This window comes from Dickeya parazeae Ech586 (assembly GCF_000025065.1).
Taxonomy (GTDB): Bacteria; Pseudomonadota; Gammaproteobacteria; order Enterobacterales; family Enterobacteriaceae; genus Dickeya; species Dickeya zeae.
The window spans coordinates 1,476,775-1,502,886 of the sequence record NC_013592.1 but is presented as its reverse complement, the minus strand read 5'-3'; the positions used below and the strand labels follow the sequence as shown (position 1 = coordinate 1,502,886).

Genomic DNA, 26,112 nt, shown 5'->3' with positions numbered 1-26,112 from the left:
TCGGGTGATAAAAAACATCCGTAGCGATTATTAAATACAAATATATAACACAAAATAAACAAATTTAATCAATTGATTTTTAATAAAAAAATTTAAATTCCCACGCAGAAAATACCCTCCCTTTTCACGAATATACTTTGGTATACATGACCTATACTTTTTAATCGTGGACGCTCTGTCTCGATTATTTTACTTTCCTGCCACGCATTAAAGAATAACGCCGCACCATCGTCGTATTGCTCAGAGCACACTGACAATGCCGGTATCATTTGGCTAATAGATTTGGCAAATAGCACAGGAATCACTTTCCAGCTACTGCCTGACTTACCGGGAGGAAAATCATGCGCCATCCACTCCAGGACATCATGACGGATAACCGTGCGCTGCTCACCAGACAGCGCGCGACACCGTCTTATCGGGCCGATATCCTATTTTTTACCCTGCTGGCGCTGGTTGTTGCGCTGGTGGTGTACGGCATGGAGCAAATGAGCCTGCCGCTGTCTATTCTCGATGCCAGCCCGGTCAGGCTGGATATCGCCCTGCTGCCGGAATACGCATTACGCACCACGCTGCGCATGTTCGTGGCGCTGGCGGTGTCGTTACTGTTCACGCTGGTTATCGCCACGCTGGCGGCCAAAAGCCGTAAAGCCGAAATGGTGATTATCCCAGCGCTGGATATTCTGCAATCGGTGCCGGTACTGGGGTTTTTAACCTTCACTGTCACCTTTTTTATGGGGCTATTCCCCGGTCGCCAGATGGGGGTGGAATGTGCCGCGATTTTCGCGATTTTCACCAGTCAGGCGTGGAACATGGCATTTAGTTTTTTCCAGTCGTTACGCACCCTGCCGGGCGATCTGAGTGAAGTCAGCCAGCAATTCGGCTTTTCGCCCTGGCGGCGGTTTATCCGGCTGGAGTTGCCATTCGCCATCCCCGGACTGGTCTGGAACATGATGATGTCAATGTCCGGCGGCTGGTTCTTCGTGGTGGCCTCAGAAGCCATTACCGTCGGCAACACCACCGTCAGCCTGCCGGGGATCGGCTCCTGGCTGGCGCTGGCTATCGCTCAGGAAAACCTGACGGCTATCGCCTGGGCAGTGGTCGCCATGACGGTGGTGATTGTGCTTTACGATCAACTGCTGTTCCGGCCGGTGGTGGCCTGGGCGGATAAATTCCGCTTTGAACAAACCGCATCGCAGAAAAGACCGCGTTCCTGGGTATACGACCTTGTTCGCCGTACCCACATCTCGACGGCAATCATCAACGTGCTGAGCTGGCCGTTCTACACGCTGGCGGCCTTGCGCTGGCCGTCAGTGCCGCGGTTTTTACGCCATACGCCCAGCCCTCGCTACAACAAAATCACCGACCGGTTGTGGCTGGCGCTGGTCATTATCGGCGTACTGGCAGGCGTGGTACAGCTGGTGCAATACATCGGTGCCTCGCTCGGTATGGCGGATGTGATTGCCGTGTTTGGCATGGGGCTGGCAACACTCGCTCGCGTGGTGGTGTTGATTGCGCTGGCCAGTGTTATTTGGGTGCCAATCGGTGTGTGGATTGGCCTGCAACCCAGTGTGGCGGAACGTCTGCAACCACTGGCGCAGTTTCTGGCGGCGTTTCCGGCCAACGTGTTGTTCCCGTTCGCCGTCATCCTGATTGCGGGTTTTAACCTCAATCCGGATATCTGGCTGTCGCCACTGATGGTGCTGGGTACCCAGTGGTACATCCTGTTTAACGTCATCGCGGGCACGGCAGCCCTGCCGACCGACCTGCTGGAAGCCGCGCGTATTTACGGTATCCGGCGCTGGCAGTGGTGGCGTCAGGTCGCGCTGCCGGGCATTTTTCCCTACTACGTGACGGGAGCGCTCACCGCCTCCGGCGGCTCCTGGAACGCCAGTATCGTGTCCGAATCCATTTCCTGGGGGAAACAACATCTGGAAGCCACCGGCCTTGGCGCTTACATCGCCAACGCGACCACCGCCGCCGATTTTCATCAGGTCGCGCTGGGCATCGCGGTGATGTCGGTATTCGTGATCGCGTTTAACCGCCTGCTGTGGCGCCCCTTGTACCAATTCGCCGAACGCCGCCTGCGCCTCGGTTAAGGAGAACATGATGACTATTCTTCAGCCAATCAATCTGGCTCATCAGCAAAACTGTCTGGTGAATGTACAACACGTTCGGCATCTGTATGGCAAATCCGGCAGCGCCGAACGACTGGTGCTGGATGACGTTAACCTGACGTTGTACGACAACGAAATCGTCGGATTGCTCGGCCGCTCCGGTTCCGGCAAATCGACCCTGCTGCGTTCGATAGCCGGTCTGCTGACGCCCAGCGCCGGTCAGGTGGATTTCCCGCCGGGGCCAGATGGCCGACCGACGACTGTCAGCATGGTCTTCCAGAGCTTCGCCCTGTTTCCCTGGCTGACGGTGCAACAAAACGTCGAAGTTGGGCTGGAAGCGCAAAACGTACCGGTGGAGCAACGTCGCAAACGGGCACTGGCCGCCATCGACCTGATCGGTCTTGATGGCTTTGAAAACGCCTACCCCAAAGAACTTTCCGGCGGGATGCGTCAACGCGTCGGACTGGCGCGTGCGCTGGTGGTGGACCCGGACATCCTGTTGATGGACGAGCCGTTTTCCGCGCTGGACGTGCTGACCGCTGAAACCCTGCGCACCGACCTGCTGGATCTGTGGGGCGAAGGCAGAATGCCGATCAAATCCATCCTGATGGTGACGCATAACATCGAAGAAGCGGTGTTAATGTGCGATCGTATCGTGCTGTTTTCCATCAACCCCGGCCGGGTCGCGTGTGAAATCCGTGTCGACCTGCCGCAACCGCGTAACCGTCAGGATCCGGCGTTTCGCGCGCTGGTTGAAGACATTTACGTTAAAATGACAACGGATAACAGTGCGGGTACCGCACGTCAGGGGATTTTCCCCGGTTCAGGGTTGGGTATGGTGTTGCCGTTGGTCTCTACCAACTCGCTGGCGGGCCTGATTGAAGCCGTACACGCCGCGCCTTATGCGGGCAAAGCCGACCTGCCTGAACTGGCTAACGCCTTGCAGTACACGGCTGACGAGCTGTTCCCGGTAGGGGAAATTTTGCAACTGTTGCGCTTTGCCGAACTGCAAGGGGGCGATATCCGGCTGTTGCCTGCCGCCGCCCGGTACGCCAATGCCAGTGTGGACGAACGTAAACAGCTGTTCGCCCAGCATTTGCTCAATTATGTGCCGCTGGTCGCGCACATCCGGCGGGTACTGGACGAACGTTCGTCGCGTACCGCCCCGGCGCGTCGCTTCCGTGACGAGCTGGAGGATTTCATGTCGGAAATCGACGCAGCGCAAACGCTGAATGCCGTCACACAGTGGGGACGTTATGCGGAACTGTTCGCTTACGACGATATCCACGACCAGTTCAGCCTGGAAAATCCGTCGTAATCACAGACTCATCGTGGTGTGATCGACACAGAAAAGGCCCTTGTTCATGAGAGAAACAACATGAGTGAGAAAACACGTGTCGGTCACGCAGCCACCACACTGCGGGCTATCCCGCTGGTGCTGATGGCCGTGGGCATCGCCGTGGTGGATACCCTCACCGATCTGGAGATCGCGGTGGGGGTATTTCAGATTGCCATTGTGCTGCTGGCGGTGCGTTTTTTACCGCCACGCGGCGTCACCGCCATCGCCACGTTGTGTATTATCCTGACCCTGCTCAGTTACAAGCTCAGCAAGCCTGACGGTAGCGAATCCAGCCTGATTAACTGCGGCATCAGCCTGCTGGCGATCACGCTGTCGACCTATCTGGCGTTGAAAATGTCCGCTGCGATTAATGCTTTTCACGAAGCGCGCGCCCAACTGGTACAAATCTCCCGTGTTAACCTGATGGGAGAACTCACCGCCTCAATCGCCCATGAAGTTAACCAGCCACTGGCTTCCATCGTCACCAGTGGCGAAGCCTGCCTGCGCTGGCTCAACGCCTCGCCGCCCAACCAGGCTCGCGCCGAGCTGGCAGTGCAGCGCATCATCAACGACGCGACGCGCGCCAGCGAAATTATCGCCCGTATCCGTGGCTTCGCCAGCCGCACCCCACCGCATAAAGCGTGGCTGAACATCACCGATACCATTGATGAAATGCTGCTGTTGATCCGTACTGAACTGATGCAACAGCATATTCTGTTTAGTCTCAATGTGGCGGAAGGGCTGCCGCCCATTCTGGCTGACAAAATCCAGATTCAGCAGGTGTTGATGAACCTGATGCTGAACGCGCTGGATGCCATCGCGGCCACCGGGGCCGAACAACGCACACTGTCGGTTAGCGTGGAGCGCGATATCAGCGGCGATATCCGTTTTGCGGTTTGCGATCACGGTGTGGGTTTTACACCGGAACAACGTGAGCGGCTGTTTGAAACCTTTTTCACCACCAAATCGACCGGAATGGGGATGGGCCTGACCATCAGCCGCTCGATCATCGAAGCCCACGGCGGCCAGATTTGGGCCAGCGCCAATAGCGACGGCGGCGCAACGTTTTACTTCACCCTGCCGGGGACGGAAAAAAAGCACCATGAATGACGCCTTACTGAATAACACCTTAGCGAATGACCCCGCGCCGCTGGTCTATATCGTGGATGACGACGCCTCGGTGCGCGCGGCACTGGAAGATTTGCTGGCATCGGTCGGGCTGGAAAGCCGCACCTTCGAGTCACCGCAACACTTCATCAGCGCATCACGGCCTGACCGCCCTGGTTGCCTGATTCTGGATGTGCGCATGCCGGGCATGAGCGGGCTGGATTTTCAGGATGAGATGCACCGTCATGGCATCACGCTACCGGTGATTTTTATTACCGCCCACGGCGATATTCCCATGTCGGTACGCGCCATGAAAGCGGGTGCGCTGGAGTTCCTGACTAAGCCATTTCGCGAGCAGGACTTGCTCGATGCTATCCAGAAAGGGCTGGAGCGTGATGGCGAACAACGCCGTCATGCCGATATGCAGGCTAAGCTACAAGCGTGTTACGACAGCCTGACTACCGGTGAACAACAGGTGCTGGAACACGTGGTCACCGGCCAATTGAACAAACAGGTAGCCGCCCAACTCGGTGTCAGCGAAATCACAGTGAAAGTGCGGCGCGCGGCGGTGATGCGCAAGATGAACGCCGACTCGCTGGCCGAGCTGGTGCGGTTGTACGATGCCCTGAAAAAGAGCGTGCAGGGGTAACCACTACGCTTGTCGTTTAACTTCGTCACATAATCGATAAACATCGTCCTGATTTGATAATAAGCGCCACGGCTAAGCGAGCGATAATCAACACCGTTATCCCCCCACTGCTTCAGTGGCAACTTTTATCCGTGGTAAATGCGTTCATGAATACCTTTATGACCCACTTCTGGCACCAGGCCAGGGCGTTCTTACTGATTTACGCCTGTTTGTACCTCGGTATCGGCATTGCCGCCGTGCTGCCTATCACCTTGCCGGGCAGCATCATCGGTATGCTGATCCTGTTTTTGCTGCTGTCGTTGCAGATTATTCCGGCGCAGTGGGTCAAACCGGGCTGTCACGTGTTGATCCGCTATATGGCGTTGCTGTTTGTGCCGATTGGCGTCGGCGTAATGCAGTACTTTGATTTGCTACGCGCCCAGTTCGCACCGGTGATCCTCTCGTGCGCCGCCAGTACGCTGGTGGTGTTGATCACCGTCAGCAGCTGCTCGCATCTGGTTCACGGGCGTAAATCGGCCCGTCATCCGACTGACGAGGAAAAAGGAGCCAACCATGTGGCATGATATCGTCTGGTCGCTGCCGTTAACGCTGCTGGTGTTCTTTCTGGCGCGTCGGCTGGCACAACGGCTGAATTCACCGTTGTTAAACCCCCTGCTGGTGTCGATGGTGGTACTGATTGCGTTTTTACTGCTTTGCCATATCCCGTACGAACGCTATTTCCGGGGTAGCTCGGTGTTAAACAGCCTGTTGCAACCGGCGGTGGTCGCGCTGGCGTTTCCGTTGTATGAGCAATTGCATCAAATCCGCATGCGCTGGAAGTCGATCATCAGCATCTGTTTTATCGGTAGTCTGGTGGCGATGGTGAGCGGCACCTGGATTGCCTTGCGTCTCGGGGCCACCCCAGCGATTGCCGCTTCCATTATGCCCAAATCGGTCACCACGCCGATTGCCATGGCGGTGGGTGGCAGCATCGGTGGTATTCCAGCCATCAGTGCGGTGTGCGTCATCTTTGTCGGTATTCTTGGCGCAGTATTCGGTCATATGTTGCTGAATGTGATGCACATTCACACCAAAGCGGCGCGCGGCCTGGCAATGGGCACCGCATCTCACGCACTCGGTACGGCCCGCTGCGCCGAGTTGGACTATGAAGAAGGCGCGTTCAGCTCACTGGCGCTGGTTATCTGCGGCATCATGACGTCGCTGATGGCACCGCTGCTGTTCCCGATGATGATGGCGCTGACTCACTAATCCGTACTGTAAGAGGCGCGAGAAACCGGTCAATAACGCGTCGGCGGTACGCCAAACATTTGGCGAAACGCGAAGGTAAATGAGGCGGTGCTGGCATACCCCAGATCCAGCGCCACCTGCGTGACACTGCGGTTGTTTTTCAGCATCACCACGGATTCCAGTAACCGCATGCGTTTCTTCCACTCACTGAACGCCACACCGGTCTCTTTCTTAAAACGACGCGAAAACGTACGCACCGACATGCCGGTGCGTGCCGACCATTCCTCAATGCCGTGAGGCGCATCCGGCGTTTGCTGGATATCGCGGCATACCCGCATCAAGGTGGCGGAAGACGGCCACGACAGCGAAAACCCCGCATCCGGCAACTGCCGCAGCAAGGTGGTCAGTACTTTGACCAACTGGGCGTCATCGCCATCGTAGTCATACTGTTCCGGCACGTGTTTGGTGGCATAGTGGATAAACTCGCGAATAAAATCGCTGACCAGCACCACCTTACAACTGCTGTGGTCGATGGCCACATAATCCGGCTCGATATACAGGCTTTCCAGCATCACATCACTGGTTGACAGAATACAGTGCGGCACATGCGCCGGGATCCACACGCCATACAGTACCGGTACGATCAGCGTTTTGCCCTCAATCTCTACCCGCATTCCCCCTTCACGCGCATACAGGAACTCGACAAACGGGTGCTGATGCTGCGCCACCTCAGTCCCTTTCACCAGTGGATAAGAGCGAAAGTAGACCGGACGCGGTAAAGACAGCAATACCGGCGCAGGCTGCCCTGCTATCGGCAAGTGGGGGGATGACACTAGCGAATGAGACATATAACGACCTGACCTCTACTCGATGAAGTTTGTCTTGATAGGGTAACGCAGGCCAGCCTGATTTACCCGATAATCAACACCTATTCAGCAGGTGCCAGCCCATGACCTGATGACCGAAGTCTCTGTGAGCATACGATTTTTCAAACCAGAAAATGGATTGGGGAACACTTCATGGAAGCGACATTACGTTTATATCACGGCTACCCGCCGTTTTTAGTCATACCTTGTCCATGTTTTGAGGGAATACGTCATTTTTGCGGCAACCACAGATGTCACGAAACAAGATGTCCCGAAATAACAGTACCCCAGTAGTGATTAGCACCTGTAATAAGTCATTGAACTAACTGTTATTTAAGGAGACATCATGAGTAATGTGTGCATCGTTGATGATATCAGCGAAAAAAATGAATGGCGGCGTATTGCGCAGGAACTGTTACATCAGGCTGGGATAACCATTAACGGCACCGAACCCTGGGATATTCAGGTTAACGACTCACGCTTTTTCAAACGGGTACTACAGCAAGGCTCCGTGGGATTAGGTGAAAGTTACATGGAAGGCTGGTGGAACTGTGCGCGGCTCGATATGTTTTTTCACCGGATACTCGCCGCCCGGCTAGATGAACAGCGTCCGGCACGCTGGGGCGACCTGATGCGTATCGGGCTGGCACGGCTGGTCAACCTTCAGTCGCGCAAACGCGCCTGGCAGGTCGGCAAAGTCCACTATGACCTCGGCAACGACCTGTTCTGCCATATGCTTGACCCCTACATGCAGTATTCATGCGGTTACTGGAAAGAGGCCGACACCCTTGATGACGCACAGCAGCACAAACTGGCGTTGATCTGCGAAAAACTCCAGTTGAAACCCGGCATGACGCTGCTGGATATCGGCTGCGGCTGGGGAGGACTGGCGGTATACGCCGCTCAGCATTACGGCGTCACCGTGCATGGCGTCACCATTTCTGCCGAGCAAAAGGCCTTTGTGGAAGCGCGCAACGGCGGGCTGGATATCCATATTCTGTTGCAGGATTACCGCGATCTGCACCAACAGTATGACCGTATTGTCTCCGTCGGCATGTTTGAACACGTGGGACCGAAAAATTACGCCACCTATTTTGACGTGGTCAATCGGTGCCTGAAGCCGGACGGCCTGTTCCTGTTACATACCATCGGGTCGAATAAAACGGCGCATAACGTTGACCCGTGGATCAATAAATACATTTTCCCCAACGGATGCCTGCCATCCATTAAACAAATTGCCGACACCAGTGAATCCTATTTTGTGATGGAAGATTGGCACAACTTCGGTGCCGATTACGATAAAACCCTGATGGCCTGGCTGGCTCGCTTTAACACCGCCTGGCCGCATCTGGCTGACGAGTATTCACCCGCCTTCCGGCGCATGTTCAGTTACTATCTGACCGCCTGCGCCGGTGCTTTTCGGGCCAGAAATATCCAGCTATGGCAGGTTCTTTTTAGCCGGGGCGTCGAACAGGGATTGAACGTCCCCCGTTGAGTGTGACCCATGTTCAGGCTACAAGGCGCAGGCTGATGAACATACGACAATAATGCGCCTACTGACGTTTAACCCGAGTGACTCACCCGAGTGGTTACCCCCTACAAACAGGAAGCTAAAACAACATGAATGTGAATTTTTTTGTCACCTGCATCGGCGATGCGCTCAAATCGCGTATGGCCCGTGACAGCGTGCTGTTGCTGGAGCAGCTCGGCTGCCATATTCACTTTCCCGAGCGACAAGGCTGTTGCGGTCAACCCGCCATCAACAGCGGATATATCCGCGACGCGCGGCCGGGCATGAAAAACTTGATCGCCGCCCTGGAAGAGAACGATGACCCTATCGTGTCGCCTGCTGGTTCCTGTACCAACGCTATCAAACACTATGCCGACTGGCTGGTAGACGAGCCGGAGTGGGCCAGACGCGCCACCCAGGTCGCCAGCCGCATGGTAGACCTCACCTCGTTTATTGTTAACCGCCTTGGGGTCACCGATGTCGGCGCCCGTCTGCCGGGCAAAGCGGTTTACCACCCATCCTGTAGCCTGTTTCGTAAAATGGGGGTGCGGGAAGAGCCGCTGGCGTTATTGCATCAGGTACGTGACCTGGAATTGCTGCCGTTTCATGGACAGGAAACCTGCTGCGGTTTCGGCGGTACCTTTTCCGTCAAAATGGCGGAGATCTCCGGTGAAATGGTGAAAGAAAAAGTCGCGCACATCATGGAGGCCAAACCGGACTACCTGATCGGTGCCGACGTCAGTTGCCTGCTCAACATCGGCGGGCGACTACAGCGCGAAGGGCATGCCGTTCGGGTGATGCATATCGCAGAAGTACTGATGAGCCGCTAAGGAGACGCCATGTACCTCAAGACCAGCAATACCCCGTTTCATGAGCGTATCCGCCAGCAGATAGACGACCCCATCATGCGCCAGGCGGTTGCCAACGCGCAGGAGCGTATCGGCGCCAACCGCCAGAAGATGGTCGATGAACTGGGCGAGTGGGATGTCTGGCGCACCCGTGCGGCGCAGATTCGCGCCCATGTGCTCGATAACCTCGACGCCTACCTGTATCAGTTGTCCGAACAGGTCACCGCTCGCGGCGGCAAGGTATTCTTTGCCGAAACACGCGAAGACGCTACCCGTTACATCTTGCAAGTCACACAGGCTAAACAAGCCCGCAAGGTAGTGAAATCCAAATCGATGGTGACCGAAGAGATCGGGATGAATGCCGTGCTGGAGAATGCCGGTATCGAGGTCATCGAAACCGATCTCGGCGAATACATCCTGCAACTGGACAAAGATGCCCCCTCCCATGTAGTAGTACCGGCCATCCACAAAGATCGCCACCAAATCCAGCGCGTACTGCAACAACAGTTGGGCTATGACGGCCCGGAAACGCCGGAAGCCATGACCCGCTTTATTCGCCAGAAAATCCGTGCCGACTTCCTCAGCGCCGACGTGGGGATCACCGGCTGTAACTTTGCTGTCGCGGAAACCGGCACCGTCAGTCTGGTGAGTAATGAAGGCAACGCCCGCTTATGCACCACCCTGCCCCGCACGCACATCGCCGTGATGGGCATGGAGCGTATCGTTCCGACCTTTGAGGAACTGGATGTGGTGCTCACCATGCTGGCGCGCAGTGCAGTCGGTGCCCGTCTGACCGGTTACAACACCTGGCTGACCGGCCCCCGCGACCCGGGCGGCGTTGACGGCCCGGAAGAGTTTCATCTGGTGATCGTCGATAATGGCCGCTCGCAGATCCTAGGGTCGCCGTTCCAGGATATTCTGCGTTGTATTCGTTGCGGTGCCTGCATCAACACCTGTCCGGCCTACCGCCATATCGGTGGTCACGGTTACGGTTCTATCTATCCCGGCCCTATCGGCGCAGTATTATCACCGCTACTGGGTGGCTATGAAGACTTCAAGAACCTGCCTTACGCCTGTTCGCTGTGTACCGCCTGCGATGACGTATGTCCGGTACGCATTCCGCTGTCCTCACTGATTGTGCAACACCGACGCACGCTGGCAGAAAATGGGATGACGCCTGCCGCCGAGCGGCGCATCGTCGGGTTGTTCAACTACGCCAATAGCCACCCTGGCCTGTGGAAAGTCGGCATGGTGGCAGGCGCGCGTGCCGCCCGCTTGCTCATTCGTAACGGCAAGATACCGTTTAACATCGGTGCGATCAGCGAGTGGACCGAAGCCCGCGACCTGCCGGATGCCGATGGTCAGAGCTTCCGCAGTTGGTTCAAACAGCATCAGCGTCAGACTAAGGAGAAACGCTAATGGAAAACCGTGACGCCTTTCTGTCTAACCTGGCCCGGCGACTGGGGCGCGAGCCACGTCAAACACCGCTGCCGTTGCCGCCGCTGGACAATAACCCGGCCCCGACCCGTCTGACCGATTTGACAGCGCAACAGCGCTGTGATGCCTTCATTGATTACGCCAGTAACGTGATGCTGGCGCATTGCGAGGTCACGCCGCTTAATCAGGTCGCAGAGGCCGCCGGAAAGCTGTGCCAGCATTATGGCGGCGCGCCGGTACTGATCAGTGGCGATGAACGACTGATAGAGCTGGGGGTCACCGACTACCTGCAACAGCACTATCAGGCACAGTGCTGGGACCCGGCTGCCGGGGAAGACAACCTAAAACTCGCCACACAGGCGCGTATCGGCGTGGTGTACGCCGATTATGGCCTGACTGAATCTGGTGGTGTGGTGCTGTTCTCTACCCCGCAACAAGGACGCGGCCTGAGCCTGTTGCCAGAATCAACACTGTTTATTGTCCGCAAAAGCTGCCTGTTGCCGCGAGTTGCACAGTTGGCCCAGCATTTGCGCCAGCGGGCGCAACGGGGTGAACCTTTACCGTCGTGTATCAACCTGATAGCGGGCCCCAGTTCTACCGCCGATATCGAACTGATTAAGGTGGTGGGGGTACACGGGCCGTTAAATGCCGCGTACCTGATTATTGAGGATTGCTGATAGTCTGCCTGCGGCATGAGGTGTCGGGTTATGGTGGAACAGTGAGAGGTTTCGTGCGTGATGATTTCATGCCTTCCTTTGTAACATCATCGCACGCACGACAAGGAGAGGTGCAAGCGCCACCTCTCCTTGACCACTGGCTTGAGGGCTAAACTGTGCCGCTTCGCGGTACCTTCGGTGTTCGTCTTCGCTGTTCGGGCCGCCCGTGACGCGTTCCAGACGCGGCACGGGCTTTCGCGGCGTCCTGCCGCTCACCCGGCGAAGCCACCCACCTCAGCGCAGTTTTTTACGCCAGAAAACCCAATACCGTGTAACCAAAATAATTCGTCGGTATTTTTATGCCTCTGCAAACAGGCACGGTCAACGTTGTGCCAATCCCAGCAAGGCGTTGAGGCGGGCGATTTCTTGCCGCCACTGCGTCTGTAGCGCGGGTTTCTGGTGCTTCGCCTTGCGCGCCAGGTCTTCAGCCAGCCGGTTTTCCAGTTCAACCAGTTGCGCCAGCAGCCTGTCAGCTTCATCGATACGCTCTGATGTCACCTGCAACGCCGCCGCTGGTGGCGGTGCCAAAGAGGGTGCGGTGTCAGCAGGCGCGGCCCCCAGACGCTGATAGATCAGGTCCAGATCGTGCCACTCGCTCAACACACCGTGCTCAATCAGCCAGAAACGGTTGCAACTGCGGCTGATTAGCGCCCGGTCATGCGTCACCAGCAATACACCGCCGTCAAAATCTTGCAGCGTATCGGCCAGCGCCTCTTTGCCTTCCATATCCAGGTGGTTGGTCGGCTCGTCCAGCATCAGTAATCCGTAACGCGCCAGCGACAGCCCGACAAACAACAGCCGGGCACGCTCGCCGCCACTCAGGGTGGCAACGGTTTGCTGATGGCGCGACCACGGGAAACCGGCACTGATTAAGGCCATCTTGCGGTCCTGCGCCACCGGTGCGAACGGTGCCAGCGCATCGAACAGCGTGTCGTCATCACGCAGTTGATGCAGCGTCTGGTCGTAATACCCCAGTCGAACACGGGGATGCAGACGAATCGCCCCATCCGGCATCGTACTCGAGTACTGTTGCCACAAAAGACGCAACAACGAAGACTTACCACAGCCATTGCGACCGATAATCGCCACCCGGTCGCCGCTTTTCACCCGCTGTAACGGCACAGTGAATAACGGCGGGTGCTGCGGTGCCGGGCTGACGTCCAGCGTTGTCATCTCCAACAGACGATCGGCACTCAGTGCTTCGCCTTTCAGCGACAGCCGCCACTGACTACCGGCGCTCAGTTCGGTTTGATCCTCTTTTAGCCGCTCGATGCGTTTTTCCATCTGCTTGGCCTTGCGCGCCAGGTCTTCGTTATCATAGACCTTGCCCCAGATAGCCAGCCGTTTAGCACTGGCGGTCACGCGGTCGATTTCCTTCTGTTCCGCTTTGTGGCGCAAGGCATCGCTGCGATCGCGCTCCACCAGCGCCGCGCGGGCCGCACTACAAGGCAGTGCAAAGTAATGCAGTTGTCGGTCGCGCAGGATATAGCTGCCGTTGGTGACGTTATCGAGCAACTGGCTGTCGTGGGAAACCAGCACAAAGCTGCCACTCCAGTGTTGCAGGAACTGCTCCAGCCACAATAGCGTCGGCAAATCCAGGTGGTTACTCGGCTCGTCCAGCAACAGCAGGTCCGGCGAGGTGATCAAGGCTCTCGCCAGCAGCAGTCGGGTATGCTGTCCACCGCTGAGGGTACCGGCACACCGTCGCCAGTCGTGTTCGCCAAAGCCCATCTCCGCCAGCAAGGTTTCCGCCCGCCAGCGTTCGCTGAGGCGTTCCGTCTCGGGAAGGCGGGCCAGCACCGCCTCCAGCATCGTCAACGGGTGCAGATCCATCGGCAGATGCTGTTCCACACGAGCCAGCAGGCAATGATTAGCGCGCGTCACACTGCCGCGACCTGGCGATAGCGTACCGTCCAGTAGCGTTAACAGCGTACTTTTGCCACAACCGTTATGGCCGATAAGACCGAGGCGATCACCCTGATTCAGGGTAAAAGAAATGTCGTTCAGCAGAGGGCCGAAAGGGGTATCCACGCTCAGGGCGTGTACAGTCAGTAAAGTGCTCATTGCTTACTCAAGAGTTACAGGCACAAGTGTGCCTCGTCAACACAACGCTGACGATAACCCGGTAAGCCCGAGAGAAGGGAAAATGCGGTTTGCTTCGCTCAAGCCACCGTTATCGCAGCACGATATCGATAACGCTTGAGCAGCGGCGATCGCCAAAAGGATGTGAAGTGTTAAACATTTCACAGCGCAGCATAATAGTCCTCCTTATTGTTATCCAAAGGTTAATCGATGAACGGATTGTAGCGGCAACGGGCGGTTGACACCACCCGCCCGCGACATTTTCCGCGCGTTATTTTCCTACCAGCATTACTACCGCAACGCCAACCAGCACCAGACAGAACGTCAATCGCAACGCCACCACCGGCAACTTATGCGCCAGCGCCACGCCCCATGACACGCTGAGAATGCCGCCAATCGCCAGCGGAATGCCGGTCGCCCAGTCGACGTTCCCGGCCTGCGTGTACGACACCAGCGCCGCCAGCGCGCCGGGGACCACCAGCGCCAGCGCGATACCTTGTGCCTGTGTCTGGGTGAAACCAAACAGCGTTACCAGCGCCGGGACCACCACCAGCCCGCCGCCGACGGTAAAAATACCGGACATAAAACCACTCGCCACCCCCAGCACTGGAAGATAACGTGCTGATAATACTGACGTCGGTGTACGGCTACGTTGGCTGTTCACCCACTGCCAGATGTAGTAAGCCGCCAGCACCAGCAGAAAAATGGCAAACGCCTGTTGCAGGTTATCAACCTGAATAGCCGCCGCCATGTGCGCGGCGATATAGGCCGATACGGTGGCAAAGGCGCACAACATCAATGTCATTCGGGTATCGATTTTGTTGCGCTGCCGATAGCGCAGAAACCCTATCAGCACATTCGGCGTAATCATGATCAGCGCCGTTCCCTGCGCGAGATGCTGGTTCATACCAAACAGCATTCCCAGCACCGGGATGGCTATCAACCCGCCGCCAATGCCCAACATACCGCCACACACCCCAAGCCCCATTCCCAGTATCAGGCACACTGCCACCTGGGTTATCAATACACTCGTCATAGACCGCTACTGCATCCTGTTACATCGTTGGTAAAAACCGTTGATGAAAAATCGTTGGTGAGAAATAGAGCATGGAATACCCATTCATACCCTGAATAAAAAACAGGCGTCGCTTAGCGCGCGCTGTCTGATAATGAGTTATCTGATAACGAGTTGTCTGACAACGGTTCGGCTATCTCAATCAAATTCAGATCCGGGTCACGCAGGTAAATCGAGCGGATTTTCCCGGTCGCACCGGTGCGCTCAACCGGCCCATCGATAATCGGCCAGCCACAGCGCTGCACATGCGCAATCACCTGCGTCAGCGGCTCGCTGGCAATAAAACACAGATCAAGCGCCCCTGGAGCAGGCAGATGAGCATGCGGCGCGAACTCACTTCCCCTGACATGAAGATTGATTTTCTGCTGCCCGAAGCAAAACGCAATGCGGCCATTACCGAAGGTTTCCTGCCGCAGTTGTAACACCTGCGTGTAGAACTGCTGCGTCGCCGCCGGATCAACACAGGTCAGCACAATATGGTCAATGTGACTAATCAACGAGACGTTTCCTGTCGTTAAGGCTATAAGATCAAAGGAACTAAGATCAAAGGCAATAGAATGACATCCTAAGCGTTGGCGACACGTTTGATAATGCCTTAATCGTCAATCACCCTTTCCTGTCAGGAAAGGGTCACTGCTGTGGTAGGCTTACTCTGCTCACGCTTTCAAGGACCGTCACCCGCTCATGATCAATCCCACGCACTTTGACTTGCAGTCACTACGCCTGTTTTTGCAGGTCGCCAGAATCGGTAGCCTGACCAAAACGGCCGCCCATTTTCACATGACGCTGTCCGCCCTGAGCAAGCGCATGGCGGAGCTGGAGCGCACCGTCGATTGTGTGTTGTTTATCCGCATGCCGCGCGGTCTGGCGTTGACTGCGGCGGGAAAAGAGCTGGTACACCACGCGCGTCAGGTGGTAAACAGCGTCGATCGCATGGCGGGCGAAATGCAGGATTACGCGGTGGGCGTACGCGGCCACGTGCATATTTGGGCCAATACCTCAGCCATCATCGAATTTTTGCCGCAGGAACTGGCCGATTTTCTGCAACGTCACCCGCTGGTGCGTATCAATCTGGAAGAAAAACTGAGTGAAACGGTGGTCACCGCGCTGCTCACCGGGCAAGCCGACATCGGCATTTTCGCTGATAACGTCCCCTCGCCCGGCGTCGAAAAAATGCCCTACCGGGAGGATCAACTGGTGGTGCTGGTCTCCCCTCAGCATCCGCTCGCCGGTTGCCGGGACATCCCCTTCGCCGACACCTTGCCGTACGATTTCGTCGGCCTCAACGACGGCAGTTCACTGCTAAAACTGTTGCAGGACACCGCCGAAGAATACGGAAACCTGCTGCGCCTGCGCATTCAGGTCAGCAGCTTCGATGCCGTGTGCCGTATGATCGAAGCCGGGCTTGGTATCAGCATTCTGCCTGAAGGCGCTGTCCGCCCGGAAATTCTCGGCGTCGGGCTGCACGCCATTCGGCTGACCGATGACTGGGCCACCCGCAAACTGTGGCTGGGCATTAAATCCGGTGCGATATTGCAGCCTGAAGCCGCCAATTTGCTGGCACACCTGCGCCAGCCAGTACCAACACGCGCTGGTGATGCCGCCCCCACCCCGTCACCAGAGCGTGATTGAGTGATAAAGGTGTTATCGCGCCATGGTCGGGCCTTCACGGTTGGCGACCGGCAATCGGCCAGCGTAGTTCAAACACTGCGCCACCGGACGGTGCCGGGTAACAACGTGCCTGTCCGCCGTGCGCCTGTGCAATCGCCTGCACCACCGCCAGCCCCAGCCCGCTGCCTTTGGTGTTATCCGGGTGCGAGGGTTCCCCACGAGTAAACGCCTCAAAAATGCGCCCGGCAAAATCAGGGGCAATACCCGGTCCGCTGTCTTCCACGCGCAGAAATGCCTGTTCCTGCTCCACACCGGCCTGAATACCTAACGGGCCGGGGGTGGCGTGTTTTTGCGCATTTTCCAGCAGTGCCAGCACAGCCTGGCGGATGCGTACCGGGTCGCAGGGCACCGGGTGGTCATCCAACGCCAGCGACAGCGTAAATCCCGCCTGTTGCAGTACCGGGCCGAACGCATTGACCACCGCTGTTACCTCATCAGACAAACGGGTCGGCATCCAGCGCAGTTCCAGATGACCGCTCTCTGCCAGCCCCACCACTCGCAAATCTTCAATCAGCCGTCCCAGCCCTTCCACTTGCGTCAACAGATTGCGAAATAACCCGATATCCGGTTCGAACACCCCTTCCGTCAACCCCTGCAAACGGCCGCGTAAAATCGTGACCGGTGTGCGCAACTCATGGGCGATGGCCGCGTTCCAGAACGCCCGCTCTTGCTCCATGCGCTCCAGCCGTTCCGCCATCGTGTTGAAGTCGCGCACCAGTAAGGCCGCTTCCCCCAGTGAGTAATCATCGGTTTCGGCACGCGCCTTCAACTCGCCTTCAGCGATTTGGCGCAGGCTGTGCGCCACCGAATTCAACGGCACCAGAATGCGGCGGGCCAGTCGAACGGCTAACACCACCGCTATCAGCAACGCCAGTAAGGACGTTCCGCCCATCCAGAACCACTCGGCCGTCGTCGGCATCCACTGATTGTCTGGCGAGAGGCTTTCCGGCGAAACACTCAGCATGAGCCCATAGAAGAGGTAGGATCCGACCACCATCATCAGCGTGACGGACAGCGCCAGCAGGATCATGGAACGTATAATCTGTCGGCTCAGGCTACCGCTGTGCTTCATGACGATTCGCCTAACCGGTAACCGACACCGCGCACGCTGGACGGGACACCGTTTAACCCCAACCGCTCGAGTTTCTTACGCAATTTGCTGATGTGGCTATCCACCGTGCGTTCGAGCGAATCCCCTTCCGGCAGGCAGGCTACCAGCAGTTCCTCACGGCTGAAGACGCGACGCGGTGCGCGTGCCATATGAGCCAGCAGACGAAATTCGGTCAGCGTCAGTTCCAGCGACTGGCTGACCCCGCTGATCGCTACCGTCGCCTCATGGTTTTCCAGGTCTATCTGAAACAGGTCGGTACGCAAAAAGCGCGGCGTTTGCGGGGCCTGACGCTCGGCACGCAGCCCGGCGCGGCGTAACACCGCCTGCACGCGCGCCACCACCTCAGCCGGGTTAAACGGTTTAACCACGTAATCATCCGCCCCAATACGCAACCCCATCAGCTTGTCGATATCCTGGTCCAGGGCGGTCAGCATGATAACCGGGGTATCTCCGCGCAGGCGAATCCCCGACAGCACCTGCCAGCCATCAACCAGTGGCATCTGTACATCCAGCAGCACCAGATCCGGTTTCATGGCGAGGTGTAATTCCAGCGCCTGACGACCATTGGCGGCGTGAAGCGTGCGTAAACCACTGCGAGTCAGGTAAGCGCGAAGAATATCCGCAATTTCCGGCTCATCTTCGGCAATAAGCACCACCCCATGAATTTCGTCGTTCATCGGCATGGATTGCGCATGAACAGTCATTAGTCGACTCATCATAAAAAATGCAGGTTCTCCATCATATCTCCATATTTCCCCAACGGAAACCGCACACAGCTGTCGCACACTCCCGCAGTCTGGCCACCTTATGGCCGGTAAACAGGGATTACGACGTTATATGAATACCAAGAAATCGCATCAATATTCGATCGCCTGCATGTTATCGGCCTTGCTGTTGGCCGTACCGGGTCAAACCGAAGCGAATGGCGCAACGACGCGCCTGCCGGTGTCGCTCAAACAGTTGTGCCGACACGGCGTACTGCTGGCACTGGTGGGCATGCTGCTCACCGGTTGCGACCAACCCGAGATCCCGGTCGAAGCGCCACCGGCAAAGGTCACCATCATGACCGTAAAACCGACCCCCATCACCCTGACTGACGATCTGCCCGGCCGGGTGACGGCGGTAAGAACAGCGGAAATCCGCCCGCAGGTGGGCGGCATTATCCAGCGCCGCTTGTTTGAACAGGGTGCCGAGATCCGTGCCGGACAACCACTGTTCCAGATTAACCCTGCACCGTTCAAAGCCGAGGTCGATACCGCCCACGCCACGCTGCAACGTGCCCTGTCGGTATTAAACCGGGCACAGATTCAGGTCGCTCGCCTTAAGCCCTTACTCAGCACCGGCGCTATCAGCCAGCAGAGCTACGACGATGCGACGGCACAGCGCGAACAGGCCGCCGCCGATGTCGCACAGGCACGCGCCACACTGGCGCGTCGCCAGCTTGATCTGAGCTTCGCGACGGTCGACTCCCCCATTACCGGGCGTATCGATCAGGCGCTGGTTACTGAAGGCGCGCTGGTCAACACCAGCGACGCCACGCCACTGGCACGGGTTCAACAAATTGATCAGGTGTACGTCGATGTGCGCCAGCCCGCCTCCTCGCTCGAACAGCTACGCGACATGCTGAACAAGCGGGCTAAAGACAGTGACGGTATACCGGTGGAGATCCTGCGTAGCGATGGCCAGCCCTACCCGATGTCGGCACGAATTCTGTTTTCCGGCATCAATGTGGATGCGAGCACCGGCGACGTGCTGCTGCGGATTCTGGTCGACAACCCGCAACGACAACTGCTACCGGGGATGTTTGTTCGCGCCCGCGTGCCGCTCAGCCATTACACCGATGCCTTGCTGGTGCCGCAACAGGCCGTCACACGCAATGGCGGCGAGGCCAAAGTCTGGGTGGTTGATGGCCGCAGCAAAGCGCACATCGTCACGGTTGAGCCTGGCGAGCTGGTCAACCGGCAATACCGCATCCGCGCCGGGTTGACCGCCGGTCAAGTGGTGGTGATCGAAGGTGGCGACAGGTTGAACGACGGTGCCTGGGTGGCAACCCAGCACTGGAAAAAAGTGCCGTCCGCCACTGACATGGCCTCACGCTAAGCGCAAAGGAGTTAGGTACCATGCCGCAATTTTTTATCCAGCGCCCGGTGTTCGCCTGGGTGATAGCCCTGTTTATCGTGCTGCTGGGAACGCTCGCCATTCCCCAGTTGCCGATTGCCCGTTATCCGTCGGTGGCACCGCCAACCATTTCCATTACCGCGTCTTATCCCGGTGCCACACCCAAAACGCTCAACGATGCGGTGGTCGGGCTGCTGGAGCGCGAGTTATCCGGTGTGAAAAACCTGCTGTACTTCGAGTCATCGGTAGATACAGCCGGACTGGCGCAGATCAACGTCACCTTCAAACCGGGCACCGACCCGGAGCTGGCACAGGTGGATGTGCAAAACCGCCTCAAGTCGATAGAACCGCGGTTACCGCAAACCGTCAGACAAAACGGTATGCAGGTGGAATCTGCCGACTCTGGCTTTCTGCTGATGGTCAGCCTGACCTCGGATAACGGGCGCTACGATGAGGTTGAGTTGGGTGACTATCTGGCTCGCCACATTGTCGAGGAATTGCGCCGGATTGACGGGGTGGGCCGCATCCAGCTATTTGGCGCGGAACAGGCGATGCGTATCTGGGTCGATCCCAACAAGCTGTTGTCTTACGGGTTGACCATGAACGATTTGTCGACCGCCATTACCCAGCAAAACATGCAAATCGCTCCCGGGCGGCTCGGCGATGCCCCTACCTTGCCAGGGCAGCAGGTGACGATCCCACTGACGGTACAAGGGCAACTGGAAACCCCGGAGCAATTCGCCGCTATCGTGCTGCGCGCCAGAGAAGACGGTTCCCGGGTGGTGTTAGCCGATGTGGCACGCGTTGAACTGGGTGCCCAGTCTTACGGCTTTTCTGTGCGAGAAAACGGCAAAGATGCCAGCGCTGCCGCGGTGCAACTGGCACCGGGCGCCAATGCGGTGCGTACCGCCAATGCCATCGCCCAACGGATGGCCGAACTGAAAATATCCATGCCAGCGGGCATGGACTATTCGTTGCCGTTCAACACCGCGCCTTTCGTCAAACTCTCCATCGAGCAGGTGCTCAGGACGCTGATTGAGGCGATGGTGCTGGTGTTTCTGGTGATGTATCTGTTTTTACAAAACGTACGCTATACCCTGATCCCAGCGATTGTGGCCCCTATCGCCCTGCTCGGCACCTTCACTGTGATGCTGGCGGCGGGATTTTCCATCAACGTGCTGACCATGTTCGGCATGGTGCTGGCGATCGGCATCATTGTGGATGACGCCATCGTGGTGGTGGAGAACGTTGAGCGATTAATGGCGCAGGAGAGATTATCCCCCAAGGCGGCCACCACCCGTGCCATGAAGGAGATCACCGGCGCGATTATCGCTATCACACTGGTACTGTCGGCGGTATTCATCCCCATGGCATTCGCCAGTGGTTCGGTAGGCGTGATTTACCGGCAATTTACCTTATCGATGGCGGTGTCGATCCTGTTTTCGGCGTTTCTGGCACTGACGCTAACGCCTGCGTTGTGCGCCACACTGCTCACGCCCGTCGCCGATGACCACCACACCAAACGCGGTTTCTTCGGCGGTTTTAACCGCCGTTTCGAGCAACTGACGCATCATTATGCCACCGGTACCCGTGCGCTACTGCGCCGTTGCGGCAGTATGCTGTTGCTGTTTGCCGTACTGACCGGTTCACTGGCGTGGATCCTCCGTGAGCTGCCTTCCGATTTTCTGCCAGAAGAAGATCAGGGGTACTTTATGACGTCATTCCAGTTACCGTCGGACGCCACAGCAGCGCGAACGCTGGATGTGGTCAACACCTACGAACAGCACATTGCCTCGCGCCCGGATATCGAATCCAACATGTCGATTCTCGGTTTTGGCTTTTCCGGTTCCGGCCCTAACGCCGCCATGGCCTTTACCACCTTAAAAGGCTGGTCTGAGCGTGGCGACACCACCACGCGCGCTGAAATCGCGCTGGCGCAACAGGCGATGTCGACCATCCGTGAAGGCACCAGCATGATACTGATGCCACCGGCTATCGATGAGCTTGGCACGTCGTCAGGCTTTACCCTGCGTCTGCAGGATCGCACCGGCCGGGGTTATCAGGCGCTCAAAGCGGCGGAAGCACAACTGCTGACGCTGGCGGCCCACAGCCAGATTGTCACCAGTGTCTACCCGGATAGCCTGCCGCCCGGTAGCGCGGTTCAGCTAAAAATCGACCGCCAAAAGGCGGAAGCACTTGGCGTCTCGTTCAGTACTATCAGCGACACCTTGTCTGCCGCGATCGGCTCACTGTACGTGAACGACTTCCCCAATGCCGGGCGTATGCAACAGGTGATCATTCAGGCCGATGCGCCAGCGCGTATGCAACTGGATGACGTGCTCAAACTCTACGTGCGTAACAGCTCAGGCGGTATGGTTTCGCTCAAAGAAGTGGTCACGCCGGTGTGGAGCGATACCCCGTTGCAGTTGACACGCTATCAGGGCGTGCTGGCAGCCCGCCTCTCCGGCATGGCCGCCACCGGCGTATCCAGCGGGGCGGCCATGGCCGAGATGGAACGACTGGCGGCGCAGCTTCCACCCGGCTTCACCATTGAATGGACCGGGCAATCATTGCAGGAACGGCAATCCGTCGCCCAGGCGCCGATGTTGCTGCTGCTGTCGATGGTGGTGGTGTTTCTGGTACTGGCAGCGCTGTATGAAAGCTGGTCTATCCCCGTCTCGGTGATGCTGGTGGTACCGTTGGGGCTGCTCGGCGCGGTGCTGGCCGTCGTCCTGCGTGGTATGCCTAACGACGTGTTCTTCAAAGTGGGGCTGATTACCGTTATCGGCTTATCGGCCAAGAATGCCATCCTGATCGTCGAGTTCGCCAGACAGTTGCGCGAACAAGGATATGAGTTAGTGGATGCCGCCGTCACGGCAGCGCGTTTGCGTTTACGCCCCATCCTGATGACCTCGCTGGCGTTTGTGCTGGGGGTGGTGCCGCTGATGGTGGCATCCGGTGCCAGCGCCGAAACCCAGCACGCCATCGGCACCGGCGTGTTCGGCGGCATGATCAGCGCTACCGTGCTGGCGGTGTTTTTCGTCCCGGTGTTTTTTGTGACGGTGATGCGGATACAAGAGCGCTACAATCAGTGGCGTGAAAAACGCCGGGCAACACACGTAAACACCCCACACTAACCCGAGCAGAGCGGCGACAGGCTGGAAAGCAACGGCACGTCGCCGCTCTCATTGTGCGGTTATCATCACGCCATGACCAATGATCGCCAGGGACCATCGCTGTATGTTTAAAGCAGGCCCTCTGCCTCTGTCTGCTGCGTGCCATGAGCGGACATTACTATCGATAATATGTAATTTTCACCGAAGAGCAGAACATACCCCGTTGACACCATGCAATGAATGATCTGATACATAGGCGAAAAATTGATAAGCTATTTTCAGTAAAAGTAACAAATCCTGTTTCTGCTTTGGAAAGTTGAAACACTCATGATTAAAAGATATTGATAGCATAAAACCTCACGGCATCCGGGTTCCTGTGAGCGACCTACATTCACAAAGGCTAATATGAAACAAATTACGTTCAGTGATCTACAAGAACAAAGCGAACAGGCTGAAAATTCCCCTCGCTTACGTGCTCATCGTAATCTCCACCCTGAATTGAGCGATCCAGTTCAGCGCCTGGCTATCGCTATGGAACCGGGTACCTATGTTCGCCCTCACCGCCACCCGCACACGTTTGAGCTGCTGACATCCCTCATCGGACGCTTTTTGGTATTGAATTTTGATGACGAAGGCAACGTGACCCACCGCGTTGTGTTAGGTGAAGACTGCAAGGTGCTGGAAATGGATGCTGGGACCTGGCATGCAGTGTTGTCGATGGATAAAGGAGGCGTTATTTTTGAGGTAAAACACGGGGGTTACCAGCCAGTAGCTGAGCAAGATATGGCCCCATGGGCCCCCGCCGAAAACGAGCCGGGAACGGCTGAGTTGATGAAATGGTATGCACTGGCGCAAGTGGGTGATGGTGGTTTTACCCTGTAATTTTTGCTTTGAGCAGTGAATCGACACGGCATCGGTAGTCATCTTTTTAGCGCCAACTTCCGCTCATGTGCGTATTAAGGCTGGGGTCAGTATAAGCGCCATTGCGCGGAAGTTTAATACCACCCGGAGAACCATTCTCTGGGTAAAGGCAGGAAAAAATGATTCTGAATGCATGTATATACCCAATATTCCCGCGTTGACTGTCTGCTCAGTACCAAATATTTCGGAAACACAGATTTAGTCATTCCATAAACAGGGCGTCCGTTTTATGAAAAATCATAAAACGGACGCTTTAACGTACTGATATTACTGAGATAGCATAGGCTGTTGCTGCCTTGTCCGCTACTCATCTTACCGTCAGTCCTAGGGCATACTTATGAACTTATCTTGGTAGTGCAGTATCGCGCAATCTTCCATGCTCCAGCAGCGGGCTTATGTAGCAGAAACAGTTCCTGATAAGCTGCTGGAGTGACGATGCTCGTCGCGTTGTCTGTTTCTGTTCCTTCCGTCGCGCTTCGAACGAATGCCCAGTCGGGGCTGATTTGCTCCACTTCCTTTATTTCATATTTCATACTGAAGCCGGTTGTTTCAAATACGCTATGATAGGCCAGCTCAAGCTCATCCTTGCCTATTGACGCTGGCCTGCCCGGCCCCATAAGCACGCCATCATGAGTATAGGTTTCGATTAAAGCAGGGATGTCGGTACGATTGAATGCAGTCAGGTAAGCTACTGCTGCCGCTTCAATTTTCACCAGCTCTTCATTCAATGTCTTACTCATTATTATTCCTCACTAAGTGTGCGAGTGGTATCGGGACCCTGATTTTGGCAGCCATGAGTGTTGGCGACTTAAAACTCGCTGGACACGATACCCGATAAATTTATGCTGCAGTGCAACCCCGTGTGTCTTCTATTCAGTATCTGCACTGCTAAGAAATGATTTGGATTTGATAAACGTTACTTGGTTGCCTGCTCATTCTCAGCCAGTGGAAACCAGCCCTCTGACTTCTGAATCATCCCCCAAAGTTTGTCCGGGATACTCAGAGCCGGTACAGAGGATGTATTGAGGGTATTCACAATTTCATCTGCGCGATTAGCTTTGGCCAGTGCGACCCAATCCGGATTAATAACCAGTGCCTGGCCGATTGCTGTTAATGAGAGGCCCAGGTCTAATGCTGCCTGAGCTTGCGCAGGTGTCCTCAATCCTCCTGCTGCAATCAAAGGAACGCGGTTGTCCACATGCTCAATAAGTAATTGTGTGGTCGTCTTACCGCGATCATCCTCTTTCGGCTTTCCATTGAGTACGTCGTGCAAAGAGGCGTGGATATAATCAACACCAGCGTTGACCAGAGCGTTAAGCAGCACCTTCGTATCGGCTATCCGTAAGCCTCCATCAGCATGTTCTTCTGGCGAAATACGATATCCCAAAGCAAATGGCCGATCCGCGTGAACCTCAATGACCTGCTTAATGGCCTGAACGACCGCCAGAGGGAAGTGAAGCCTTTTGTCCACAGAGCCGCCCCATTTGTCGTCACGTTTATTAGCCAGGGGTGAGAAAAAGTCCTGAAGGAGAAATCCATGCGCGCCATGCAGCTCAACGCCATCAAAGCCAGCTTCGATGGCCCGCCGTGTTGCATCACCAAATGCCTTGATTATGCTTTCAATCTCGCTATGTTCCAGAGCAGTGACAGCGTTTCCTCCTCGGTTGAACAGACCGGCGGGCACGTCCATCTCACTGGGGCCAACTATCCGACCGTTCGGAACGAGTTCTGGCACAGCCTTACTGCCGGCATGAAAGATCTGCAGGATGGCGGGAGCACCACCACTCTTCGCTGCTTGTGCCAGCTTGCGCAGGCTGGGGATGAAGCGATCATCGTAGGCAGCGAACTCATCGGTAAAGCCGACGCCTTCCGGGGTGACGTGCGTACATCCCGTAATGACCATACCAACATCTTTTGCACGCGCTCGTACAAAGGCTATTTCCTGATCGGAGATGGTCCCGTCTGGGTTTGCCGACCAGGTTGTCATCGGTGTCATGATGACGCGATTTCTGAGCGTCATACCATTCTTTAAGCGAAAAGCATCAAAGAGGGAATTTAAATAATTCACAAGATTTTCTCGGTATTAGAGCTGTTAAATTTTTTGACCCGGGAGGGCCAGGAAACAATGCATTCGCTTAACATAAAGGGGATTGATTAAGTAGACTAGATGCATAAAAACACTTAGCCTTATCATTTAAATGATAA

Annotated in this window: 22 protein-coding genes; 14 read left to right on the top strand and 8 right to left on the bottom strand. The window is 56.4% G+C overall.

Annotated features, from left to right (window positions below; translation table 11 throughout):
• The first annotated feature begins 341 nt into the window (after nucleotides 1-341).
• From DD586_RS06715 to DD586_RS06690, 6 genes are all read left to right on the top strand, one after another.
• Entirely contained in the window at nucleotides 342-2,096 is a 1,755-nt protein-coding gene (locus tag DD586_RS06715; RefSeq protein WP_012884056.1) for an ABC transporter permease, read from the top strand.
• Between the two features lie 7 nt (nucleotides 2,097-2,103).
• Entirely contained in the window at nucleotides 2,104-3,432 is a 1,329-nt protein-coding gene (locus DD586_RS06710) for an ABC transporter ATP-binding protein (protein WP_019844721.1), read from the top strand.
• A gap of 60 nt (nucleotides 3,433-3,492) precedes the next feature.
• The gene (locus DD586_RS06705; RefSeq protein WP_012884054.1) at nucleotides 3,493-4,563 is read left to right on the top strand and encodes a sensor histidine kinase; all 1,071 of its coding nucleotides are present in this window, start codon (nucleotides 3,493-3,495) and stop codon (nucleotides 4,561-4,563) included.
• Nucleotides 4,556-5,209, top strand: a complete 654-nt coding sequence (locus DD586_RS06700; RefSeq protein ID WP_012884053.1) for a response regulator transcription factor — start codon at nucleotides 4,556-4,558, stop codon at nucleotides 5,207-5,209. The genes DD586_RS06705 and DD586_RS06700 overlap by 8 nt, the downstream gene beginning before the upstream one ends.
• 146 nt (nucleotides 5,210-5,355) lie before the next feature.
• Complete coding sequence (locus DD586_RS06695; RefSeq protein WP_012884052.1) at nucleotides 5,356-5,772, top strand: CidA/LrgA family protein; 417 nt, start codon at nucleotides 5,356-5,358, stop codon at nucleotides 5,770-5,772.
• Nucleotides 5,762-6,457 (top strand): CidB/LrgB family autolysis modulator, encoded by a 696-nt coding sequence (locus tag DD586_RS06690; RefSeq protein WP_012884051.1) that lies wholly within the window; start codon nucleotides 5,762-5,764, stop codon nucleotides 6,455-6,457. Before DD586_RS06695 ends, DD586_RS06690 begins: the two co-directional genes overlap by 11 nt.
• Nucleotides 6,458-6,486: 29 nt before the next feature.
• On the opposite strand, the gene DD586_RS06685 is transcribed toward DD586_RS06690, so the two are convergent.
• On the bottom strand, nucleotides 6,487-7,284 hold the full coding sequence (locus tag DD586_RS06685; RefSeq protein ID WP_012884050.1) for a helix-turn-helix domain-containing protein: 798 nt from the start codon (nucleotides 7,282-7,284) through the stop codon (nucleotides 6,487-6,489).
• Between the two features lie 364 nt (nucleotides 7,285-7,648).
• Here DD586_RS06685 and cfa point away from each other — a divergent pair, with 364 nt between their 5' ends.
• From cfa to DD586_RS06665, 4 genes are all read left to right on the top strand, one after another.
• Complete coding sequence (cfa, locus tag DD586_RS06680) at nucleotides 7,649-8,797, top strand: cyclopropane fatty acyl phospholipid synthase (protein ID WP_012884049.1); 1,149 nt, start codon at nucleotides 7,649-7,651, stop codon at nucleotides 8,795-8,797.
• Between the two features lie 125 nt (nucleotides 8,798-8,922).
• Nucleotides 8,923-9,642 carry a (Fe-S)-binding protein gene (locus tag DD586_RS06675; RefSeq protein ID WP_012884048.1) on the top strand — a complete coding sequence of 240 codons (720 nt, stop codon included), beginning with the start codon at nucleotides 8,923-8,925 and terminating at the stop codon, nucleotides 9,640-9,642.
• A gap of 9 nt (nucleotides 9,643-9,651) precedes the next feature.
• The gene (locus DD586_RS06670; protein ID WP_012884047.1) at nucleotides 9,652-11,079 is read left to right on the top strand and encodes a LutB/LldF family L-lactate oxidation iron-sulfur protein; all 1,428 of its coding nucleotides are present in this window, start codon (nucleotides 9,652-9,654) and stop codon (nucleotides 11,077-11,079) included.
• Nucleotides 11,079-11,774 (top strand): LutC/YkgG family protein, encoded by a 696-nt coding sequence (locus DD586_RS06665; RefSeq protein WP_012884046.1) that lies wholly within the window; start codon nucleotides 11,079-11,081, stop codon nucleotides 11,772-11,774. The genes DD586_RS06670 and DD586_RS06665 overlap by 1 nt, the downstream gene beginning before the upstream one ends.
• 360 nt (nucleotides 11,775-12,134) lie before the next feature.
• On the opposite strand, the gene DD586_RS06660 is transcribed toward DD586_RS06665, so the two are convergent.
• From DD586_RS06660 to DD586_RS06650, 3 genes are all read right to left on the bottom strand, one after another.
• Complete coding sequence (locus DD586_RS06660; protein WP_012884045.1) at nucleotides 12,135-13,877, bottom strand: ABC-F family ATP-binding cassette domain-containing protein; 1,743 nt, start codon at nucleotides 13,875-13,877, stop codon at nucleotides 12,135-12,137.
• 289 nt (nucleotides 13,878-14,166) lie between these two features.
• Nucleotides 14,167-14,931 (bottom strand): sulfite exporter TauE/SafE family protein, encoded by a 765-nt coding sequence (locus DD586_RS06655; protein WP_012884044.1) that lies wholly within the window; start codon nucleotides 14,929-14,931, stop codon nucleotides 14,167-14,169.
• A gap of 113 nt (nucleotides 14,932-15,044) precedes the next feature.
• Nucleotides 15,045-15,467, bottom strand: coding sequence for a VOC family protein (locus DD586_RS06650; protein WP_012884043.1), 423 nt, complete (start codon nucleotides 15,465-15,467; stop codon nucleotides 15,045-15,047).
• Between the two features lie 187 nt (nucleotides 15,468-15,654).
• On the opposite strand from DD586_RS06650, the gene DD586_RS06645 reads away from it, so the two are divergent.
• Nucleotides 15,655-16,602: a LysR family transcriptional regulator gene (locus tag DD586_RS06645; RefSeq protein ID WP_012884042.1), complete on the top strand. Its 948-nt coding sequence runs from the start codon at nucleotides 15,655-15,657 to the stop codon at nucleotides 16,600-16,602.
• Nucleotides 16,603-16,636: 34 nt separating this feature from the next.
• Here the strand turns inward: DD586_RS06645 and DD586_RS06640 are convergent, their stop codons facing one another.
• Entirely contained in the window at nucleotides 16,637-17,713 is a 1,077-nt protein-coding gene (locus DD586_RS06640) for an ATP-binding protein (protein ID WP_012884041.1), read from the bottom strand.
• Nucleotides 17,710-18,456, bottom strand: a complete 747-nt coding sequence (locus DD586_RS06635) for a response regulator (protein ID WP_012884040.1) — start codon at nucleotides 18,454-18,456, stop codon at nucleotides 17,710-17,712. Before DD586_RS06635 ends, DD586_RS06640 begins: the two co-directional genes overlap by 4 nt.
• Nucleotides 18,457-18,589: 133 nt before the next feature.
• Between DD586_RS06635 and DD586_RS06630 the strand changes: the two genes are divergently transcribed.
• The 3 genes from DD586_RS06630 to DD586_RS06620 all read left to right on the top strand — a co-directional run bounded on the left by DD586_RS06630 (nucleotide 18,590) and on the right by DD586_RS06620 (nucleotide 23,868).
• Nucleotides 18,590-19,852, top strand: a complete 1,263-nt coding sequence (locus tag DD586_RS06630) for an efflux RND transporter periplasmic adaptor subunit (protein WP_012884039.1) — start codon at nucleotides 18,590-18,592, stop codon at nucleotides 19,850-19,852.
• A gap of 20 nt (nucleotides 19,853-19,872) precedes the next feature.
• Nucleotides 19,873-23,007, top strand: coding sequence for an efflux RND transporter permease subunit (locus DD586_RS06625; protein WP_012884038.1), 3,135 nt, complete (start codon nucleotides 19,873-19,875; stop codon nucleotides 23,005-23,007).
• Nucleotides 23,008-23,391: 384 nt separating this feature from the next.
• The gene (locus tag DD586_RS06620; protein WP_012884037.1) at nucleotides 23,392-23,868 is read left to right on the top strand and encodes a WbuC family cupin fold metalloprotein; all 477 of its coding nucleotides are present in this window, start codon (nucleotides 23,392-23,394) and stop codon (nucleotides 23,866-23,868) included.
• 374 nt (nucleotides 23,869-24,242) lie between these two features.
• Here DD586_RS06620 and DD586_RS06615 read toward each other — a convergent pair whose 3' ends face one another.
• Nucleotides 24,243-24,647 carry a YybH family protein gene (locus DD586_RS06615; RefSeq protein ID WP_012884036.1) on the bottom strand — a complete coding sequence of 135 codons (405 nt, stop codon included), beginning with the start codon at nucleotides 24,645-24,647 and terminating at the stop codon, nucleotides 24,243-24,245.
• Between the two features lie 176 nt (nucleotides 24,648-24,823).
• A complete protein-coding gene (locus DD586_RS06610; protein ID WP_012884035.1) occupies nucleotides 24,824-25,975 on the bottom strand; it encodes an NADH-dependent flavin oxidoreductase in 1,152 nt (383 codons plus the stop codon).
• Between the last annotated feature and the right edge of the window lie 137 nt (nucleotides 25,976-26,112).

Bases quoted from the DNA above. Each gene is read 5' to 3' on its own strand.
- DD586_RS06715 (WP_012884056.1), top strand. From the start codon at position 342: ATGCGCCATCCACTCCAGGACATCATGACGGATAACCGTGCGCTGCTC.
- DD586_RS06710 (WP_019844721.1), top strand. From the start codon at position 2,104: ATGATGACTATTCTTCAGCCAATCAATCTGGCTCATCAGCAAAACTGT.
- DD586_RS06705 (WP_012884054.1), top strand. From the start codon at position 3,493: ATGAGTGAGAAAACACGTGTCGGTCACGCAGCCACCACACTGCGGGCT.
- DD586_RS06700 (WP_012884053.1), top strand. From the start codon at position 4,556: ATGAATGACGCCTTACTGAATAACACCTTAGCGAATGACCCCGCGCCG.
- DD586_RS06695 (WP_012884052.1), top strand. From the start codon at position 5,356: ATGAATACCTTTATGACCCACTTCTGGCACCAGGCCAGGGCGTTCTTA.
- DD586_RS06690 (WP_012884051.1), top strand. From the start codon at position 5,762: ATGTGGCATGATATCGTCTGGTCGCTGCCGTTAACGCTGCTGGTGTTC.
- DD586_RS06685 (WP_012884050.1), bottom strand. From the start codon at position 7,284: ATGTCTCATTCGCTAGTGTCATCCCCCCACTTGCCGATAGCAGGGCAG.
- cfa (WP_012884049.1), top strand. From the start codon at position 7,649: ATGAGTAATGTGTGCATCGTTGATGATATCAGCGAAAAAAATGAATGG.
- DD586_RS06675 (WP_012884048.1), top strand. From the start codon at position 8,923: ATGAATGTGAATTTTTTTGTCACCTGCATCGGCGATGCGCTCAAATCG.
- DD586_RS06670 (WP_012884047.1), top strand. From the start codon at position 9,652: ATGTACCTCAAGACCAGCAATACCCCGTTTCATGAGCGTATCCGCCAG.
- DD586_RS06665 (WP_012884046.1), top strand. From the start codon at position 11,079: ATGGAAAACCGTGACGCCTTTCTGTCTAACCTGGCCCGGCGACTGGGG.
- DD586_RS06660 (WP_012884045.1), bottom strand. From the start codon at position 13,877: ATGAGCACTTTACTGACTGTACACGCCCTGAGCGTGGATACCCCTTTC.
- DD586_RS06655 (WP_012884044.1), bottom strand. From the start codon at position 14,931: ATGACGAGTGTATTGATAACCCAGGTGGCAGTGTGCCTGATACTGGGA.
- DD586_RS06645 (WP_012884042.1), top strand. From the start codon at position 15,655: ATGATCAATCCCACGCACTTTGACTTGCAGTCACTACGCCTGTTTTTG.
- DD586_RS06640 (WP_012884041.1), bottom strand. From the start codon at position 17,713: ATGAAGCACAGCGGTAGCCTGAGCCGACAGATTATACGTTCCATGATC.
- DD586_RS06635 (WP_012884040.1), bottom strand. From the start codon at position 18,456: ATGACTGTTCATGCGCAATCCATGCCGATGAACGACGAAATTCATGGG.
- DD586_RS06630 (WP_012884039.1), top strand. From the start codon at position 18,590: ATGAATACCAAGAAATCGCATCAATATTCGATCGCCTGCATGTTATCG.
- DD586_RS06625 (WP_012884038.1), top strand. From the start codon at position 19,873: ATGCCGCAATTTTTTATCCAGCGCCCGGTGTTCGCCTGGGTGATAGCC.
- DD586_RS06620 (WP_012884037.1), top strand. From the start codon at position 23,392: ATGAAACAAATTACGTTCAGTGATCTACAAGAACAAAGCGAACAGGCT.
- DD586_RS06615 (WP_012884036.1), bottom strand. From the start codon at position 24,647: ATGAGTAAGACATTGAATGAAGAGCTGGTGAAAATTGAAGCGGCAGCA.